General features: G+C 39.5%; 16 protein-coding genes. 10 read left to right on the top strand and 6 right to left on the bottom strand.

Going from position 1 to position 18557, the window contains the following annotated elements; translation table 11 throughout:
- Positions 1 to 53 precede the first annotated feature (53 nt).
- The 6 genes from J2S05_RS12610 (at position 54) to J2S05_RS12585 (ending at position 7615) form a co-directional block, all read left to right on the top strand.
- The gene (locus J2S05_RS12610; protein ID WP_306983305.1) at positions 54 to 1565 is read left to right on the top strand and encodes an MDR family MFS transporter; all 1512 of its coding nucleotides are present in this window, start codon (positions 54 to 56) and stop codon (positions 1563 to 1565) included.
- Positions 1566 to 1670: 105 nt separating this feature from the next.
- A complete protein-coding gene (gene aroA, locus J2S05_RS12605) occupies positions 1671 to 3011 on the top strand; it encodes a 3-phosphoshikimate 1-carboxyvinyltransferase (protein ID WP_306983303.1) in 1341 nt (446 codons plus the stop codon).
- Positions 3012 to 3604: 593 nt separating this feature from the next.
- A complete protein-coding gene (locus J2S05_RS12600; RefSeq protein WP_306983478.1) occupies positions 3605 to 5002 on the top strand; it encodes a circularly permuted type 2 ATP-grasp protein in 1398 nt (465 codons plus the stop codon).
- 14 nt (positions 5003 to 5016) lie between these two features.
- Positions 5017 to 5928: an alpha-E domain-containing protein gene (locus J2S05_RS12595; RefSeq protein ID WP_306983301.1), complete on the top strand. Its 912-nt coding sequence runs from the start codon at positions 5017 to 5019 to the stop codon at positions 5926 to 5928.
- A gap of 63 nt (positions 5929 to 5991) precedes the next feature.
- Complete coding sequence (locus J2S05_RS12590) at positions 5992 to 6843, top strand: transglutaminase family protein (protein ID WP_306983299.1); 852 nt, start codon at positions 5992 to 5994, stop codon at positions 6841 to 6843.
- 22 nt (positions 6844 to 6865) lie between these two features.
- Entirely contained in the window at positions 6866 to 7615 is a 750-nt protein-coding gene (locus J2S05_RS12585; protein ID WP_306983298.1) for a DUF3891 family protein, read from the top strand.
- 15 nt (positions 7616 to 7630) lie between these two features.
- On the opposite strand, the gene J2S05_RS12580 is transcribed toward J2S05_RS12585, so the two are convergent.
- From J2S05_RS12580 to J2S05_RS12570, 3 genes are all read right to left on the bottom strand, one after another.
- Positions 7631 to 8512 (bottom strand): alpha/beta fold hydrolase, encoded by an 882-nt coding sequence (locus J2S05_RS12580; RefSeq protein WP_306983296.1) that lies wholly within the window; start codon positions 8510 to 8512, stop codon positions 7631 to 7633.
- Between the two features lie 75 nt (positions 8513 to 8587).
- Positions 8588 to 9433: a 1,4-dihydroxy-6-naphthoate synthase gene (locus J2S05_RS12575; RefSeq protein WP_306983294.1), complete on the bottom strand. Its 846-nt coding sequence runs from the start codon at positions 9431 to 9433 to the stop codon at positions 8588 to 8590.
- A complete protein-coding gene (locus J2S05_RS12570; protein WP_306983292.1) occupies positions 9430 to 10101 on the bottom strand; it encodes a futalosine hydrolase in 672 nt (223 codons plus the stop codon). Before J2S05_RS12570 ends, J2S05_RS12575 begins: the two co-directional genes overlap by 4 nt.
- A gap of 361 nt (positions 10102 to 10462) precedes the next feature.
- Here J2S05_RS12570 and J2S05_RS12565 point away from each other — a divergent pair, with 361 nt between their 5' ends.
- A complete protein-coding gene (locus tag J2S05_RS12565; protein WP_306983291.1) occupies positions 10463 to 11266 on the top strand; it encodes a TerC family protein in 804 nt (267 codons plus the stop codon).
- A 35-nt stretch (positions 11267 to 11301) separates the two neighbouring features.
- On the opposite strand, the gene J2S05_RS12560 is transcribed toward J2S05_RS12565, so the two are convergent.
- Positions 11302 to 12063: a class I SAM-dependent methyltransferase gene (locus J2S05_RS12560; RefSeq protein WP_306983290.1), complete on the bottom strand. Its 762-nt coding sequence runs from the start codon at positions 12061 to 12063 to the stop codon at positions 11302 to 11304.
- A gap of 125 nt (positions 12064 to 12188) precedes the next feature.
- On the opposite strand from J2S05_RS12560, the gene J2S05_RS12555 reads away from it, so the two are divergent.
- From J2S05_RS12555 to J2S05_RS12545, 3 genes are read left to right on the top strand one after another with little or no spacing between them, the layout of a single operon-like run.
- Positions 12189 to 13715 carry a spore germination protein gene (locus J2S05_RS12555; RefSeq protein WP_306983289.1) on the top strand — a complete coding sequence of 509 codons (1527 nt, stop codon included), beginning with the start codon at positions 12189 to 12191 and terminating at the stop codon, positions 13713 to 13715.
- Positions 13699 to 14784, top strand: a complete 1086-nt coding sequence (locus tag J2S05_RS12550) for a GerAB/ArcD/ProY family transporter (RefSeq protein WP_306983287.1) — start codon at positions 13699 to 13701, stop codon at positions 14782 to 14784. Before J2S05_RS12555 ends, J2S05_RS12550 begins: the two co-directional genes overlap by 17 nt.
- Entirely contained in the window at positions 14781 to 15893 is a 1113-nt protein-coding gene (locus J2S05_RS12545) for a Ger(x)C family spore germination protein (protein WP_306983285.1), read from the top strand. Before J2S05_RS12550 ends, J2S05_RS12545 begins: the two co-directional genes overlap by 4 nt.
- A gap of 41 nt (positions 15894 to 15934) precedes the next feature.
- On the opposite strand, the gene J2S05_RS12540 is transcribed toward J2S05_RS12545, so the two are convergent.
- Both J2S05_RS12540 and J2S05_RS12535 read right to left on the bottom strand, forming a co-directional pair.
- Positions 15935 to 16924, bottom strand: a complete 990-nt coding sequence (locus J2S05_RS12540; RefSeq protein WP_306983477.1) for a PTS transporter subunit IIC — start codon at positions 16922 to 16924, stop codon at positions 15935 to 15937.
- Between the two features lie 277 nt (positions 16925 to 17201).
- A complete protein-coding gene (locus J2S05_RS12535; protein ID WP_306983283.1) occupies positions 17202 to 18440 on the bottom strand; it encodes a helix-turn-helix domain-containing protein in 1239 nt (412 codons plus the stop codon).
- Positions 18441 to 18557: the final 117 nt, after the last annotated feature.

Raw genomic sequence — 18557 nt, 5'->3', positions numbered from 1 at the left:
ATAAACTACGAAGGATTGGTTCAATATAGATAGCGATCATTGGGAGATGGATTATGACAGAGTCATCCGGAAGTAAGTTTGTTGTTGCTGGTTTGTTACTAGGCATTTTTATGGCTGCAATTGATAATACGATTGTTGCTACGGCTATGGGTACCATCGTCTCTGACCTCGGAAGTTATGAGAAGTTTGTTTGGGTTACGGCAGGTTATATGGTTGCCGTCATGGCTGGTATGCCGATCTATGGAAAGTTATCTGACATGTATGGACGCAAACTTTTTTTTCTTTTTGGTCTTCTTGCTTTTTTAATTGGTTCTGTTTTATGTGGTACGGCACAAAGTATGAATCAGCTAATCACCTATCGAGTCATTCAAGGGATTGGCGGAGGGGCTTTGATGCCAATTGCTTTTACAATTATATTTGATCTGTTCCCACCCGAAAAAAGAGGGAAAATGACCGGCCTTTTTGGAGCTGTATTTGGACTATCTAGCGTGCTTGGGCCTTTGCTTGGTGCATTTATTACTGACACGCTCAGCTGGAATTGGGTGTTTTATATTAATATCCCGATAGGAGCTGTGGCCTTCTTCTTTATTCTTAGGCATTATCATGAGGAAAGAAATCCAGCTAAACAGAAAATTGACTGGCTTGGAGCCTCTACGTTAGTCACAGCAATTATTTGCTTGATGATCGCCCTTGAATTAGGCGGCAAGGCATATGCTTGGGATTCAGGGCTTATCCTTTTTCTATTCACTATTTCTGGCATAGCATTTTCTGCATTCTTTATCGTTGAGCGAAAAGCTTCTGAACCCATTATCTCGTTTTGGATGTTCAAAAATCGCTTATTTGCCACATCGCAAATTTTAGCCTTTTTATATGGAGGAACATTTATCCTATTGGCTGTTTTTATTCCTATCTTTGTTCAAGCGGTGTATGGAGGCTCTGCCACAAGTGCAGGATTTATTCTCATGCCAATGATGCTTGGTTCCGTTGCGGGTAGTATGGTGGGCGGACTCTTGCAGACTAAAGTTTCTTTCCGATCGTTAATGGCAATATCGGTTGGGTGTTTTTTTGTTGGAATGTTCATGTTATCAGGAATCTCTGCTGAAACGTCAAGAGTCATGTTAAGCCTATATATGGCATTAACAGGATTTGGAGTTGGGTTCTCATTTTCTTTACTACCAGCTGCATCGATAAACGGTATCTCACCAAGGTTTCGTGGATCAGCCAACTCGACCAATTCCTTCTTACGTTCTTTTGGTATGACCGTAGGCGTAACGATATTTGGTACCATTCAAACGAGTATCTTTTCCTCTCGCCTCAGTCAAGCTACGACTGGCCAGCCAGGTAACATTAGTGACACGGGAGACATTCAGCAAATTTTCCAGCCAGAATCACGAGTGAATATTCCACCCGAGCTTTTGTCGGAGTTAACGTTAGCAATGTCGGACTCGATTACATTTATCTTTACTCTTGCTCTTATCCCTATTTTCATGGCAGTCATCACGGTCTGTTTTATGGGGAATGAAAGGGTCTTAACCACAAAAGAGATGGAGAAAAGAGCTACTTAATGTTGCATAGCTTCTATATATAAATACGTAAGGTTATGATCCGTACTTAAATCAAGTACGGATTTCGTGATATAGTAGTACAATAACTTATATAGAGGTGATGTTGTGCATACTCCAGATTCGAGGGCACGTTCAGATTGGTCATCATTAAACGATGTTAAAACCGTTACTCTGAGCCCCTTACAAAAAACGATACATACAGACGTCCGTATCCCTGGTAGCAAAAGCTTCACAAATAGAGCATTAATTATTGCTGCTATGGCTGAGGGGCCATCCACTCTTTCAGGTATCCTCAGAAGTGATGATTCTTTTTGGTGTATTGATACATTAAACAAACTTGGTATTGAAACCAAAGTGGACGGAGATACAATCAAAATTAATGGCTGTAATGGAAATTGGCCAACAAAAGAAGCTGATTTGTATATCGGAGCTGCTGGAACAACCGCACGATTTTTACCCGGAGCGCTTGCTGCATCTCATGAAGGCGAATGGCTTGTAGAAGCAAGCGAACGCATGAGTCAGCGTCCAGTCGAACTCCTACTAGAAGGGTTACGTACTCTTGGAGCGTCAATTGAGTCAGCAGGCTATTACCCCTTAAAGATCAAAGGCCATGGGTTAAAGGGTGGTCCCGTTACAATCTCAGGTAAGCAGTCAAGTCAATTTATAAGTGGGTTGTTAATTGCTAGTCCATATGCTGAACAGGAAGTGACCGTCACCATTCCTGATTATATTGTTCAGCACGCTTATGTAAAAATAACCATCGATTTGATGGAACGATTTGGTGTAAAAGTCGAATCAAATGATGAACTCACTACAATGGTGATTCCACCTTCTGTCTACAAAGGACAGGAACTTGAATTAGAAGCGGATGCTTCGACAGCGAGTTATTTTTTTGCATTAGCCGCTTTAACGAATAGCCGCATCAAAGTAACCAATCTGAATATGAACACAAACCAACCTGATATCTATATGGTTGATATTTATGAAAAAATGGGTTGTACTGTCACTCGTGGAGATAGCTTTATAGAAGTAATTGGAACAGACCAGCTTAAAGGCGGGTTTGATATTAGCATGAAAGAGATGTCCGATCAGACACTTACTCTTGCTGCGTTAGCTCCATTCGCATCAGGTCCGATTACTCTTCGAGATGTTGAGCATATCCGCCATCATGAATCAGACCGAATTTCTGCTATCTGTAAAGAGCTTACTAAGTTAGGCATTAAAGTTGAGGAGTTCGCTGATGGTCTTACCGTCTACCCTGGTACACCAAGTCCAGCTGTCCTTGATTCGTATGATGACCATCGAGTCGCCATGTCCCTTGCTTTAATTGGTCTAAAGGTTCCTGGCATTACAGTGAATGATCCAGGTTGTGTATCGAAGACCTGCCCTACCTACTTTGAACTACTAGAAAGTATGGGTGTTACGGTTCAGTATAATAAGGAATGATTCTTTAAACAGACTGAGACATAACCTTACTAATGATATAAAACGACGAACAATCTGAATATTGCACAGCTAAAGCAACTCGTTCATTTTGTCAGTAACTTAATCTCTCACAAATGAGCTAAATCCAGCGTAGGACATACACGGAGACTCCCATGGGAGCAAAGGCCTGGGTGAGACTTCGTAGTGCGTCAGCATAAGAAGGCTCACCAGCCGCCCATGGAAAGCGGAGTGTATGTCCGGAGCGGTAGCAGCCCCTCTTTCTTATTTTTAAATGACACAAACCCGAATCATTATGTGAGTTACACATAATGATTCGGGTTTTTACATTGCTACATCCGATGTGTTCCAGCCCCTATCTCCCCTCCCTCTTATACTTTTTTCCAACACTTCTAATGAAAAGAAATCATGTAAAATGACTCAACATTTTGTTTATGTGGAGGAAATCAGGGTATCCACGGTGTATAAAGAAGTAGAGTTGACAAAATAGAAGTGATAATAATTTTCAGATCATTTAGTATTTTCAAACCAAATGAGAGGATGAGAGCTGATTGACCTTATTAAAACCTTATTCCATCGCCCCTTACTATGATGAGATGTTTCGGCCAGATGGATCACTAATGAATCACTACGTTCACTTTCATAATACGCTTAATGTTTTCTCTACAAATGATTTAAAGGAAAAACATGAACTGGCTCAACAATCCTTTTTACGACAAGGCATTACATTTACCGTTTATCAAGATGATACAGGAACAGAACGAACGATGCCCTTTGACTTTATACCAATCATTATTCCTCCTAAAGAATGGTCCCGAATCGAAAAGGGTATGATTCAACGAACCACTGCGCTAAATCTATTCCTCGAAGACATTTATCATCAACAGAATATTTTACATGACGGCATTATTCCAAAAGAGCTTGTCTATCAAAATCCTCATTACTATGACCTTTTACGCGATCTACCATTTCCAATCAAAAATCATATTTTTTTAGCTGGCATTGATTTAATCCGTGATGAAAACGGCCAGTATTGTGTATTAGAGGATAATCTCCGTAATCCATCTGGACTGTCTTATGTGTACCAAAATCGCTTTGTGATGCGCCAAGTATATCCTGAGTTTTTTCAATCTCATTCTTTGCATACATTAGAGAATCAACTGCTCTATCTTAGAGAAGCTATCATGGACTATAAGCCTCGTAACCACTCTGGGACAAAGACAAATTCAGTTTTACTTACACCTGGCATCTACAATTCAGCCTATTATGATCATGTCTTTTTGGCACAAAAGATGGGCATAGAATTAGTTGAGGGTTCAGATCTACTTGTGAAAAATGAGTTAGTCTATATGGAAACCATCTACGGACTAGAAAAAGTTGATATCATTTATCGCAGAATTGACGATGATTACCTAGACCCCCTTACATTTAATAAGGACTCCCTTCTAGGCGTTTCAGGATTGTTTGATGCTTTTCGAGCTGGAAATGTCTCTATCCTCAATGCCATAGGTAATGGCGTGGCTGATGACAAAGCCATGTATGCCTATGTACCGGATATGATTCGTTACTACTTAAATGAAGACCCTATTATCCCAAATGTCACAACTTATTTTCTTAGTGATAAAAAGCAAAGAGATTGGGTACTTGAACGTCTTGAGCAGTTAGTCATAAAGAATGTCGGTGCCTCTGGCGGATATGACATGTTGATTGGACCACATGCCACTAAGTCAGACATCCAATTATTTAGAGAAAAGATCCTGGCCAAGCCTCACCAATATATTGCTCAACCGACTATTAAGCTATCTCGAGCACCTTCTTATCAAAATGATCAGTTTTACCCTTGTCACATTGATCTTCGGGTGTTTGTCATGTCAGGAGAAAGCACTCATGTCATTCCAGGTGGATTATCACGCGTTGCATTAAAAAAAGGATCACTTGTTGTGAACTCGTCTCAAGGTGGCGGTGGGAAAGATACGTGGGTACTCAAAAAATAAAAGGAGGTAGATGAATGCTTTTACGGGTAGCTGATTCACTTTATTGGATGGCACGAAATATTGAGCGAGCTGAAAATCATGCGCATGTTTTATCGGTTGAATTAATCCAAGCACTCGAAGCTTCAGATGAAGACCTCTTGATGAACGAAGAGTGGGATCTTATCTTAGATATATGCGGAGCAGAAGATAAGAGAGAAACCTTTCTAACAAGTGGGCATCCTGACCTTGAGAAAATCATTCACTTTCTAACCTTCTCTTCCAACAACCCCAGTTCAACTTATCAATGTATGAAGATTGCACGAGAAAATGCTAGGCAAAGTCGCGACCATTTATCCAACGATCTATGGATGATAATGAATGAGTTTTATCTATATTTAACCAAATGGAAAGATGCGCACTGGTCTAAGTATCATATACAGGGAACATTACAGCGTGTTAAAATGACATCACTATCCGTGCAAGGTGTTATTGAAACCACTGCTAGTCGCGGTGTAGACTATCGTTTGCTTAAGATTGGGGTTTGGGTGGAACGTGCTGATCATATGCTAAGAATCCTTCGCTCTATCTGTACAAAATTGCAGGAGCAGCCCCAGCACACGACGTATTACTTAAATTTAGCTCTACAGCTTTCTAAAGGTTCTGATGCCTACCTTAAGGGACAGTTACCCTACATGAGACCAGAGCAGGTTTTTTCATTCTTAATGCTTAACCCTGATTTTCCACGATCGCTTCGATATTGTATGGATCATGCGTGGTATGCGATTAAGCAAATAGAAGGTGACCAAGGATTGGGTTACGCTAAACAGCTAAAAGACACGTTACTTCAAATGACAGGTGATATTCAATCACTTCCTGTGGCTAATTTCGATATCGATTACATCGTAGAGTTTTTTGAAAATCAATATGCGGGAATAAAAGTTCCTTAACCAAGTGATTCTAATATAACAACCTGCCTCCGTAAAAAGAGACGAGATTAAGGAGTGCTACATTTGAAGTTTGAGATTGTTCATACAAATTTATTCACCTATGATTCATCTGTTGAGCAAAGTCTTAATACGATCAGATTAAAACCAAGAATGGATGAGTGTCAGCGCTTAATTTCCTACCGAGCCGATATTACACCATCTTCTCTTACTTCTTCACATATTGATTTATGGGGGAATCATGTAGAGACGTTTTTTATAGCTGAACAGCATCAATCTTTGGAAGTCAAAACGACATCCATTGTCAGTATTCAACGAAGTCCGTTTATTAATAAGCTAGACTATTCATTAGAGATGCAAAAAATATTCATATCATCTATTTTTCAAGATCAGTATTTAGCCTTCCTCACTCAAACCAATTATACCTTTCTAAGTTATGACCAAATCAATCAAGTAACCCAAGATATCGGACCGATGAATAATCCAATTCAATTTTCTTTAGACTTAATGGATTATTTATTCCGAACGTTTCACTACCAACCGGGTTCAACGGATGTGAATACAACCGCTTCCGATGCCTTTAACCAAAAGAATGGTGTATGCCAAGATATCACTCATGTCATGATTGGAATCTTAAGAGCCCATCAGATTCCTGCTAGGTATATAAGTGGTTATTTATATGTCGGGCAAGACTCTGCGCTTATAGGTGATGCAGCTAGTCATGCGTGGGTAGAAATAATGGCACCAGGAATAGGTTGGATTGGCTTAGACCCTACCAATAATGTGGAAGCCCTTGAGAATCATGTTCGTGTCTGTACGGGTCGTGATTATGCTGATGTTAGTCCTGTACAAGGAGTATATAAGGGAGGCAATCAAAAACTAACGGTCTCTGTCAGTGTGACCTTATTAGAATCATAAGCGTAGCAATGGGGGATTAATCATGATTATTAGACAAACTACACACCAGATTGAGTGTATCAAGCAACATGATCATGCATATATTTCAGGCGAAATATCTAAACATTGGAGAGAACAACTTACATTTCGTGAGGATGTCGAGTATGCAATCTATGAACATGATCGCGCGTGGATTCCATTAGACTCCTTTATTGAGAAGGAAACAAATAAGAAACTTCCGTTAGACTTTATCTCTTATCCCCTTCCACCTAAGCTCTCAGCCTATACAAAAGGTGTAGATGAAGTTCAAGAACAATCCGCATATGCTGCCGTATTATGCAGCAAACACTTTTGCTCCTTTTTTTCGGGAACCGTATCAGAGCCTGCCATTCAGTCCTTTCTAGAAGAAGAACAAAAAAGACAGAAGATATTGATTGAACAGCTTGAGGTAAAACCAACCTCCACAGATCTTGTTGAGCATTTTAACCTGCTTCAATTTTGTGATGACTTATCATTATATATCTGCATGAACAGTCCAGGCACACCTAAATCAGAAGAAGTATCATGGTTTAAAGATGGATTTACACAGCCCTTCTCTTTTGCCCCCACTGGGATAAAGGCAGAATGGATGAATGCTCATGAAATCAAATTAGATCCATTCCCTTTTAAGGAACCGTTATCTGTTTCGTTTCCTGTATATGAGCTACCTGACACAAAGCTGAATAAGATACAGGAGACATTCCCAACAGATCAACTGTCTTCACATCTTCAAACCATTACTTTTATCTCATAAGAAAAGAAGAGGACATCAACGGATGCCCTCTTCTTCTTTCAATGTCTGAGCTATGATCTGGTTCACTATGTGAGGCTGCTCATGGTTTACCCAGTGCGTGGCTTCTCCAACAAAAGTCAGTCTACCATTTTCACAATGCTCGATGCTTTTTTTAGCTAGCTTTTTTGATAAAAAAGGATCGTCTACACCCCAGATAATTTGGGTTGGCACTTGAACTTTTTCCGGACTTGCAAACCCTTCAGGAATTCCCGACCGAATGGCACGATACCAATTTAGCATTGCTGTCATCGCACCAGGTTGCGCCCACGCTTCTTTGTATTTCTTCAAATCTTCTTCTTTAAAGGCCTCACTTTTACTTGCTGAAAACTTAATTCCTCTTGCCATCCCATCATAATGATCAACTGAGAGCAATTTTTCAGGCCATTCAGGCAACTGAAAGAAAGCCATGTAAGAGCTTCGAAGCCATTGAAGAGGTAAGGTCAGCATAGCTTTTGGCATAATCGCTGGATGTGGAATATTAATTGGGATAAGAGACTTTACATACTCAGGTCTTGTTGAAGCAAGATGCCAAGCAACTGCTCCACCCCAATCGTGACCAATCACATGCGCCTTTTCTCGATTATAGACTTTAATTAATCCAACAATGTCATCTCTAAGAACATCGAGTGTGTACTGATCAATCGATTCAGGCTTTTGGCTTTTGTTGAATCCTCGTTGGTCTGGAACAAGTACACGATAGCCGGCTTCTGCCAAGGGCTTAATTTGATGACGCCATCCATACCAAAATTCAGGGAAACCGTGTAGCAAAACAACAAGTGGCCCGTCTCTTGGACCTGCCGATACGACGTGGAGCGTAATCCCATTTGTCCTAACCAATTGAAATTCTAATTCAGTCATCCTGAACCTCTCCTTCTCTAGGCTTGTCCAATTACTTCTTGCCGTTCCCTTACACTTCTCAAGCAAAACGTTACGTTAGTCTTTTTTTAGAGAGTAGAGTTGATCCTTGGAAATTTTCGGAACCAAACCTTCATCAGCGGCCCTAGTTAACAACGCCTCAATTGCGTGATACCCTTCATCTCCAAGATCTCTTGAAAATTCATTTACATAAAGTTCAATGTGCTGGTTAGCAACCTCTTCTGACATTTCCTGAGCGTGGTCCATAACATATTGTTTTGATTCGTTTGGATGAGCAAAAGCGTATTCAACCGATTCACGAATCCACTCTGTAATTTGCGAGGTATTTTCTGTTTTTCGAGCAATAATCGCGCCAAGAGGAATCGGCAAGCCGGTGTCTTCTTCCCACCATTCACCCATATCTGCAATGACACTTAGACCATAATTTTGATATGTGAATCTTGCTTCATGAATAACCAAACCAGCATCAATTGTACCTTCTTGAACAGCTGGCATGATCTCATCAAACGGCATGACTACAATCTCTCCAACACCTTCTGGCACTTTTTGTGCAGCCCAAAGTCTAAATAACAAATAAGCAGTAGAACGTTCACTTGGAACAGCAATACGCTTTCCGCTTAAATTGCTAGGGCTCTGTCCACCTTCTTTCGTTAAAACGAGCGGACCACATCCACGACCAAGAGCTCCTCCACATGGAATTAGTTCATAGTGATCCAGAACCCACGGCAACGCAGCAAATGAAATCTTTAACACCTCTGGACCCGTTTGATCCGCTGCTAGAGTATTTGTAATATTAATATCTGCAAATGTTACATTCAATTCCGGTGCACCAGGAATCAATCCGTGTGCTAAAGCATGAAAAACAAATGTATCATTTGGACAAGGGGAAAATGCTATATTCATGACCATACCTCCGTTAATGCAGATCCTACGCGTTCAAGTTCCTGCAATGCATCTTTTATTCTCCACGCATCTCGATCACGCGGTCCAACTTGATTTGATATAGTGCGAACCTCTAGGACTGGAACGTTAGCAAGTTCGGCCGCTACAGCCACACCATGTCCCTCCATCGCTTCAGCAGCAGCAGTTGGAAATCGATTCATTAATTGTGTTGTCGTTTCATTTGTGCCTGTTACCGTTGCTAAAGTAAGAATAGGGGCTAATGTAACTGAAGCACCCAATCCTTCGAGCTTCTTCGTTAATTTTTGGGCTTTATTCAGATCAGGAAGAACCTCTGGACTCCCTAAACCAAGTTGATCAACAGGTAGGAACCCTTCTTCAGATTCTGATCCCAAATCCGCAGCCACGATGCTACTTGCCACTACAGTCGATGCAATATCTGCTTTGCCTTTGAATCCACCGGCCACTCCTGCATTGATGACAAACGTATACGAATGAGTTGCAAGCTCTGTAGCTGTTCTTGCTGCTGCCTTTGTTGGTCCAACACCTGTCAGAGCCACTTGAAATTGCTTTGAACCATTTAATCCACGCTCAATAGCCTCTTTTTCAGCTGCAACACTAGTCATTATTAGAATAGATGGAGAAGCTGATGCAAATTGTTCTTGCTTCATTTTTTATAACTCCTTTATTCATACCTACTATGTTCTTTCTTAGTGTATCTTGATTCAGGTCTGATTCGCTACTATTTAGATTTTTATTCATCAAGAAACAGTTGACAACCAACTTGAACGAGTATATGATCATATTAACTTAATACGGTTTCTTCCAAAGGGGAGTAGCGTCAAGTTTATACGATAAACTTGAAACAAAGTCGTCATTTCGTGGACATTGCGTCCGCCGGCTTTGTTGGCATGATATACATAGTGCTCAGCAAGACCTTTGCCAATTACATGGCAGGGGTCTTTTTTCTATTGATTGATTCCTTCTCATGTATTGGCTCGGCAGAAGCACATCAGAGAGGGGAAATACATTATGGATGTAGCTTTAATTTTAGAATACAGTTGGGTGTTATTAGTACTCATTGCTTTAGAGGGTGTTCTTTCAGCCGATAATGCACTTGTACTTGCCATCATGGTTAAACATCTTCCTGAAGAAGAACGCAAGAAAGCCTTACTTTACGGATTAGCTGGTGCCTTTGTTTTCCGTTTTGCTTCATTATTTCTTATCTCGTTTCTTGTGGACGTTTGGCAGATTCAAGCCATCGGAGCCCTTTATCTCTTATTCATCGCCCTGAATCATCTCTTCCGAAAACATGTAGTGAATAAGCATGGCGGGCCTGATAAGGATAAGAAAAAAGATCGTAAAAAAAGTGGATTTTGGCCTACAGTTATTAAAGTAGAATTAGCTGATATCGCTTTTGCTGTTGATTCAATTCTTGCAGCTGTTGCTTTGGCAATGGCATTGACACCAACTGGATTAGGTATGGTTGGAAGTCTTGATGTTGGTCAATTTGCGGTTGTCTTTATTGGTGGCTTAGTTGGACTTTTGATTATGCGTTTTGCGGCAACAAAATTTGTTGTACTGCTTGAAAAACGTCCAGGTCTTGAAAGTGCAGCCTTTATTATTGTCGGTTGGGTAGGAGTTAAGTTAGTTGTGACTGTTCTAGCTCACCCAGAGCTAGCACTTATTGATTCCCACTTCCCTCACTCGACTGGTTGGAAAGTCTTCTTCTATAGCGTATTAGTTCTTATCGTACTTGCTGGTTGGTTCCTTTCTAAGGAAAAAGATCCAGAAGAACTTGCCGAAAAGAAAAAGGAAATTAAAGAGAATTTATAACACAAAAGCTGTTCCCTCATTGGGAACAGCTTTTTTTATTTTAATGCCTTTAACGCAATAGACTGCCCTTGGAAGGAAAGAAGTCTTCCTTTTTCCTCTCTTATATCTAACGCTTCCTTTATAGGTGCTGGTGATTCCAGGAACTTTTTCTCAAGATCCAGTTTGTCAGCTTCTGAAATTGTTGCGCGGTTGCACCAGTCATTAAAGATAAATGTTTTCTTAAAAACTTTTATGCTATCTACTCTAAATCCAGCTTGTTCAATGAAACGTATCCATTCTGTTTTTTTGTAGGCACGTACATGACTAGGATCTCTCTGCCTCTCCACTTCATTATAAAAAAGATCTAGATCTTCTGCTTCGGGTGCTACATTATCCAGCAACCAAAATGATCCTTCCTGTTTTAATATGTTAAACGTCTCCTCAACAAATGCCCTTACCTCAGGAAAATGATGAGCGGCAATTCTACAGACTGCCGTATCAAACGATTCTGGTTTAAATGGCATCTTTGTTGCATCACCTTCAACATATTGAATCTCAAAATGACCATTCTGCTCCAAATAATTCTTTGCTGTTTGAATGATTTCTGGTGTCAGATCAAAGACAGTGACCTCGTCTGCAATCGTGGCGAATGCATTAGCAACATGACCTCCACCTGTCGCAATGTCAATGAATGCGCCTACTTTTTTCTGCTCAGCTACTAAATAAGCTAAGTCATCTCCCTTTGCATGAAGAGAGCTTGTTACATACGCAGCTGCATTTTTACCGAAGAAGTCTTTTACTTTTTTTGATTGAGACATTTGAAACCCTCCTTTTCTACAGGCTACATCAATTTGTCTTTTTTATCTAATAATTTATGTATGATTCAATGCATCGTCGGGAAGGTTAAAACGAGAAAATGTTTGAGTAAAGGGGGCTAAGAATCATGAGAAAACATCCGAGAAAGTTGCAGAGTAAGCTAGAGTCTGATGAACAAAAAATTGTTCGCTCAACTGGAATAGTAGAAGACGACATTGCAGCTTTCAAAAATATTTATCATGAATCTGGTGACCTTGCTACTCGTGAATTCTGGTTCCACAACAAAAAAGGAACCGTTCTTTATCTTGAAGCAATGATTGATACAGACTTACTTGAACAAACGTTTTTCATCCCACTTTCAGAAGAGAAATTTGATGATCGTTATTCTATTGAAGATCTGATTGTTTCTACTGATTGGAAAAAAGGCAGTAATCTCACGAAAGAATCGACGATGTTAACCAGAGGTTTTGCAGCCATCTTATTAGAAGGCGAGCCAAACATCATTTATGTGAGTGTTGGTTTGTTTTTTGATCGAAGTATCGATGAACCCTCTAACGAGAAAATTGTTCGAGGTTCTCACGAGGGTCTTATTGAAAGTTTGTATGTCAATCTAAATATATTGAGAAGGCGGGCTCAATCAAAAGAACTCACCGTCAAAAAAACAAAAGTCGGGAGCAAATTACAGAGAGAAACGGCCATTCTCTATATGAACGATATAGCTGACCCTGAAATCGTTAACACGATTAAGACTCGTATTGATGCGATTGATTCAGATCTTGTGGTTTCTCCTGGATTTGTAGGCGAGTATATTCAAGACAATGCATACACTCCGTTTCCACAGATTCTCTACACAGAAAGACCTGATCGGATTATCTCTCATCTTTTGGAAGGTCGGGTCGTAATCATTATGGATGGAAGCCCCACTGCTTTGATCGCCCCTGTATCAGCCTTTGCTTTCTTTCAATCACCAGATGATTATAATGTTCATTTTATTCTGGGATCATTCTATCGATTAATCCGTTTTCTAAGTTTAACGCTTGCCGTGACATTACCAGCTTTATATATATCCATCGTCGCGTTTAATTACGAAATTTTGCCCAATCCTTTGATATTGCCAATTAAAAATTCCTTAGCTAATATCCCCTATCCCCCTTTAATAGAAGCGCTCATTATGGAATTCACCATTGAGTTAATTAGAGAAGCCGGGGTACGTCTTCCATCTCCTATTGGTCAAACAATCGGAATTGTAGGTGGGTTGGTTATTGGCGAAGCCGTCGTGAGTGCAGGCCTTGTGTCTAATATGATGATTATTGTTGTCGCCTTAACGGCCATTGCCTCGTTTGTTATTCCTTCACCAGAGATGAACTCTGTTGTAAGGGTTTTACGTTTTCCTTTTATGTTCTTAGCATCAATATTTGGCATTTTAGGAGTAACACTTGCCTCTATGCTTCTACTCATTCATTTGTGTAAGCTCACATCCTTTGGCAAGCCTTATCTATCACCCATTTCACCTTTTGATTTAAAGGATACAAAGGACACGATCATTCGAATGCCTGTGTGGTTTCTTAACACAAGACCTTCTAGTATACATCCACAAAAACTCAAACAACAAGGCTATTCCTGGTGGTGGAGAAAGAATGGAAAAGACAAATAGTATTAACTTGGTTCAATATTTTTGGTTTTTTGTCCAAACTCAAATCGGCATTAGTATTATGACATTGCCGTATAACATTTACCATAGTGCGAAAACAGATGGGTGGATTTCGATTATCTTATCAGGTGTCGTTGTTCAGATTCTTATTGTTATTTTTTGGTACCTATCTAGCCGTTTTCCGAATCAAACATTTTTTGGGATGCTTGAGTCACTTCTAGGAAAAACATTCGGTAAAATTTTGTCCATACTTTATATCGTTTATTTTTTATTCATTGCAACGATTGTTTTACTTGTTTTTAATTTCCTTATTCATGTGTGGGTTCTAAATAAAACCCCCGATATTGTGGCCATCCCTTTATTTGTCATTGCCTCTCTATATTTATTATGCAGCGACCTTCGGATCATTGGTCGGTTTATGGCCATTGCTGGACCCATTATTTTATTGGCTCCAATCTGCGCAACTTATGCATTCTTTGATTCAGAGCCCCTATACCTCCTGCCCATCCTAGATTCGGATTGGTTAGGAATTGGTAAAGGAATATGGGTCTCTTCGATGTCTATGCAAGGGTTTCTCATTATCTCTATTGTATATCCATTTATTAAAGGAACAAAAAAAGAGATATTTCTTGCCTCAACCTATGCCAATATTATGGTTACAGCTATCTACACCTTTATTGTGATTGCCTCATTTGTCTATTTTAGCCCTGGTCAATTTAGGATTCTTCCAGAGCCACTGCTTTATATGATTAAAACCATTTCTCTCGTTTTAATTGAACGAATTGATCTCGTTTTTCTCGCATTTTGGTCTGTTGTGGTTTTAGCTACGATTGTTAGTTATTTGTATATGGCATCCATTGGAATGACCACTGTCTTTAATCAACCAAAAAGACTATGGTTTTCATTGTTATCTGGAGTGATTATTTCGGTATTAGCTTTAATTCCACAAAACATTCTTACCGTCAGACGAATTTTAGGCTATATCGAGTACATAGGAATCGCATTCATAGTGATCATTCCTATCCTTCTTCTCACTTTTTCTCTTTTGTTTAAAAGGAGTGATACTTCGTGAAAAGATCAATAATCTATGTGCTCCTCTTGCTTAGTTTATCAGGATGTTGGGATGAACAGCTTCTAAAGGACGTTGCTCTCATTTACGTCCAAGCATTTGACCTTGATCCGGAATCAGATAAAATCGATATGACCATCGCTATCGTCAGTGGCACATCCAATGAAAAAATCCCAACTACAACATCCATTATCTCAGCAGAAGGACTTTCATCACGAGATGCACGTACAGAACTTGATACTAAACTTGGAAGTGAAATTTATGCATCTAAAAACCAAGTTACGTTATTCAGTAAAAAACTTGCCGAACAAGACATTTATTCCGTAATCGATGGCAATTTCAGATCTCCTTTAAGTGCCTTAACTGCTAGGCTTGCCGTTGTAGATGGTGAAGCCCAACCTGCGCTTCATGTACAAACAGAAAATAAACCACTTATTAGTGATTACATACGAGACCTACTTATAAGTGCAGAAGACATTGGTGTTATTCCAACAGCCAGTATGCAGAACACTCTAGCTATCTTATATGATGATGGACAGGATATTGTGCTGCCTATTATAAAGGTACTAGATAAAAATAAGGGAGTAGAACTAACAGGGACTGCATTATTTAGTGATCGCAAAATGTCTGGGGAATTGAATACAGATGAAACCAACCTACTTCTCATTCTTGCTGGAAGTCATAAAGGCGAGCACCGCATGACCCGTCAAGTTCACTCTAATGACAAAATCAAAACCTATAATTACATTACGATTGATGTGGAACAAATGAAAAGAAACTTACAGGTACAAAAAAATAGCATGGGTGATTTTGAAGTGAATATAGATTTGGTCTTAAAAGTAGATGCCAATGAATATCCTGCTGATCATTTATACAAAACTGATGTCGTCAAAAAATTAAATACAACACTCTCCAACCAATTAACGAAGGAAGCAAATGAGATTCTGAATAAATTAAAAGAAGCCAATTGTGACTATCTTTCTATTGGCAGACGAATACAAGCTTTTCACCCTAAAGATTGGAAGTCAATGAATTGGAAAGACACCTATCCTACTATAGAGATGAATGCTAATGTGACAGTAGAAATCGTCTATCATGGGATTATCAATTAAAAAATCCATTCCCTCAAATGAGTGGGAATGGATTTTTCTATTTATTGAACTTCGACGTGCAACGCATTCGGTTTTACCCAGCCAAGACGTTTGATGACATAATAAAGTGATAAAGAAATGATAATCGGAACAATGACACCCATTAATAAAAAGATCATTAATCCTGTCCAGCCTTGAGTCGATAAGATGCTTAGTGGCGCAATTAGAGAATTCATTCCGAGTCCTGCTAATTCATACGATGCCTCAAAATTAAACATCATCGTCGCGATAGGTGCACAGACAATCGCCGCAACAAAGGATGGAATAACTAGTCGAGGATTCTTGACCAAATTCGGGAATTGAACCTTTGGTGTAACCAAGGACTGAGCTAAAAATCCTCCAAAGTCATTCTGTCTAAGTGACATCGCAGTAAATCCGGCGAATTGAGCTGTACATCCTATTAGTGCAGCTGCACTTGAGACAGGATCCATTTGTAACGCAATAGCCAAAGCTGCCGAGGATGCCGGCGTCATTAGTAAGACACTCCAAGCTAGCGAAATGACCATTGATGCTACCAACGGTGAACCCTGTACAGAGCTTGTCATCTCAGCACTCATTGCTGTTAGAAGCGGCGTTGCAACTGCTGCTGCCCCAACACCTACTATGCCTCCTGTTAGCGTAGCTGCTAACGGAATGGCCATAAGATCTAACTTTGTTTTCCCTGTGACTCTTTTTCCGACGTAAGTAGCCACAAGAGCTGCAATTAATGCACTTACAGGTTGTCCAGTAACCATAACCATTCCTGATTCAGTAAGCTGCATCGCGCCCCCACCTACTGTACTACATATCATTGCACTATAAATGACTAATGTATTTCCACCAAGCTGGTACGCCACTCCCGCACCAATAGCAGGCGCTAACAATACTTTAGCAATACCTCCAATGGTTAAGAAGGCTTCCCATCCTAGGAAGTTTCCAAAGGTTTCAAATAATAAGCCGATGGCAAGAGTTACTAACACTGCATTTGCTACTCCCGCAGAAGCCTTGTACATCCGATCAATCACGTATTCCTTCAACGACTCCACCCCATATCTGTATACCAGACGTTCTCTCTATCTTTTTTACTAAATTGGTTTAAACCAATAAAGCATCCTTGTACAAAAGCCACTCTCGCTTACTAACAAACGTAAGGAGAGTGGCTCTTTTGTCTGTTTATTCAGTTATCATAGCACCAGACTTTACCCATGTAAATCCTTTTTAGCTTCCATTTTTCATTAAAGCGATTGCATAAATGAAGGGTAGAAACAGACAAGAGCAAATAGACTCTCCTCAGCTTCCTTTAATGTAAGAATAAGCAACCTGTGATGCTTTTTCATTCTCATTTTCTGCAACATAATATTGAAACAATTGTTTTTCATAATAACCGGCTGTTGTCACGTTTCCGCTTTTACGAAGATATGGGATAAAGCTTTCATGGAGGTAGGCATGATACTGCTTTGTTTGCCCTTTAATTAAATAAGATAATAATTTGAATTTTTTCGTATCACCAATATTTCCGCTTTGTTTAGCCACCTGCATACCTTCTTGAACAAGTTTCATCAAAGTCTGCTGAGTCTCCACATCCTTTAACAAATAACTAGTGTGAATGTATCCAACTAATGCAGAGATATAATTCTGATGGTTGCACTGCTTATAAAGATCCAGTGCACTCTTATAATATGAATTTGCCTCTCTATTATTGAAAATTAAGAAGTACTCTTGACCTAGGTTACATAAAAGAACAGCCTTTTTAACATGCTCCCCAAACAAATCACAGCTTCTAATTAAATCTGTGTATTTTTTCTTTATTTCTTCTATGTCATTTTGAATAATATATCCGCCTTGAGTTAATAGAATTAATGTCTCTGCATCAATAATCTTGCGGAAATGATTGGCTTGTTTAAAGAAATGGAGACTGGTTCTTGCGTATTCATACGCCTTCACATGATGACCAAAACGATGGCAGGTGATAGCAAGGTGATAGTAGAATTCATTGTTCTGATAGAGCTCTGAATCAATTTGCTTAAAGAATCCTAATGCCTTCGCATACTCACCCGTATATAAACAATACGCGCCACTCATATGGTAAAACATATGCAGTTCTTTATCTCCAAGCAAATGTCTTTTTATCTCCGTCTTTTTTAACAATCGCACAGCTTCTTTTAGATCTCTGTTTGTTAAATAATAGCGAACCTGCAACAGTTGATAGAGGTGCCCCAAGTCGGACCTACTAAGTAAATCATTTTTTTCTAAGGTCTCTTTATATACCTCTGTTTTTTCAAGATCTTGCATAATCATCGCATCATGCCAAAGTCGTAACATTTCCTTTAATTTCTCAAACTTTTTGACTTCGCTCGCAATATTCACGCCAAGACGATTGCTTAATAATTGAGTAATTTCTTTTGAGTAATGTGCTGTGCCCCGTTCAATTCTACTCATATGAGCCACGGAGCAAATGCCATGGCAAAGCTTATGTTGTGTGAGGCTTTGTTGTTCACGATAATATTTTATGATTAACCCTTCATGCATCGGTCAAAAACCCACCTTTCTACTTCCCAAAAATAAAATCGGGATATCCCCTCGTTACTGACCAGTTGAACATGACTTTTGTTTCAATCCAAATAAGGACTTTTTCATTATTTATTA

Source organism: Alkalicoccobacillus murimartini, assembly GCF_030813245.1.
Lineage (GTDB): Bacteria > Bacillota > Bacilli > Bacillales > Bacillaceae_D > Alkalicoccobacillus > Alkalicoccobacillus murimartini.
This window is presented reverse-complemented; position numbering and strand designations above follow the sequence as displayed.

Excerpts from the sequence above, each read along its gene's own strand:
- J2S05_RS12600 (WP_306983478.1), top strand. The coding sequence starts at position 3,605 with ATGTTTCGGCCAGATGGATCACTAATGAATCACTACGTTCACTTTCAT.
- J2S05_RS12580 (WP_306983296.1), bottom strand. The coding sequence starts at position 8,512 with ATGACTGAATTAGAATTTCAATTGGTTAGGACAAATGGGATTACGCTC.
- J2S05_RS12595 (WP_306983301.1), top strand. The coding sequence starts at position 5,017 with ATGCTTTTACGGGTAGCTGATTCACTTTATTGGATGGCACGAAATATT.
- J2S05_RS12540 (WP_306983477.1), bottom strand. The coding sequence starts at position 16,924 with ATGTACAAGGCTTCTGCGGGAGTAGCAAATGCAGTGTTAGTAACTCTT.
- J2S05_RS12560 (WP_306983290.1), bottom strand. The coding sequence starts at position 12,063 with ATGTCTCAATCAAAAAAAGTAAAAGACTTCTTCGGTAAAAATGCAGCT.
- J2S05_RS12610 (WP_306983305.1), top strand. The coding sequence starts at position 54 with ATGACAGAGTCATCCGGAAGTAAGTTTGTTGTTGCTGGTTTGTTACTA.
- J2S05_RS12570 (WP_306983292.1), bottom strand. The coding sequence starts at position 10,101 with ATGAAGCAAGAACAATTTGCATCAGCTTCTCCATCTATTCTAATAATG.
- J2S05_RS12550 (WP_306983287.1), top strand. The coding sequence starts at position 13,699 with ATGGAAAAGACAAATAGTATTAACTTGGTTCAATATTTTTGGTTTTTT.
- J2S05_RS12565 (WP_306983291.1), top strand. The coding sequence starts at position 10,463 with ATGGATGTAGCTTTAATTTTAGAATACAGTTGGGTGTTATTAGTACTC.
- J2S05_RS12535 (WP_306983283.1), bottom strand. The coding sequence starts at position 18,440 with ATGCATGAAGGGTTAATCATAAAATATTATCGTGAACAACAAAGCCTC.
- J2S05_RS12555 (WP_306983289.1), top strand. The coding sequence starts at position 12,189 with ATGAGAAAACATCCGAGAAAGTTGCAGAGTAAGCTAGAGTCTGATGAA.
- J2S05_RS12585 (WP_306983298.1), top strand. The coding sequence starts at position 6,866 with ATGATTATTAGACAAACTACACACCAGATTGAGTGTATCAAGCAACAT.
- J2S05_RS12575 (WP_306983294.1), bottom strand. The coding sequence starts at position 9,433 with ATGAATATAGCATTTTCCCCTTGTCCAAATGATACATTTGTTTTTCAT.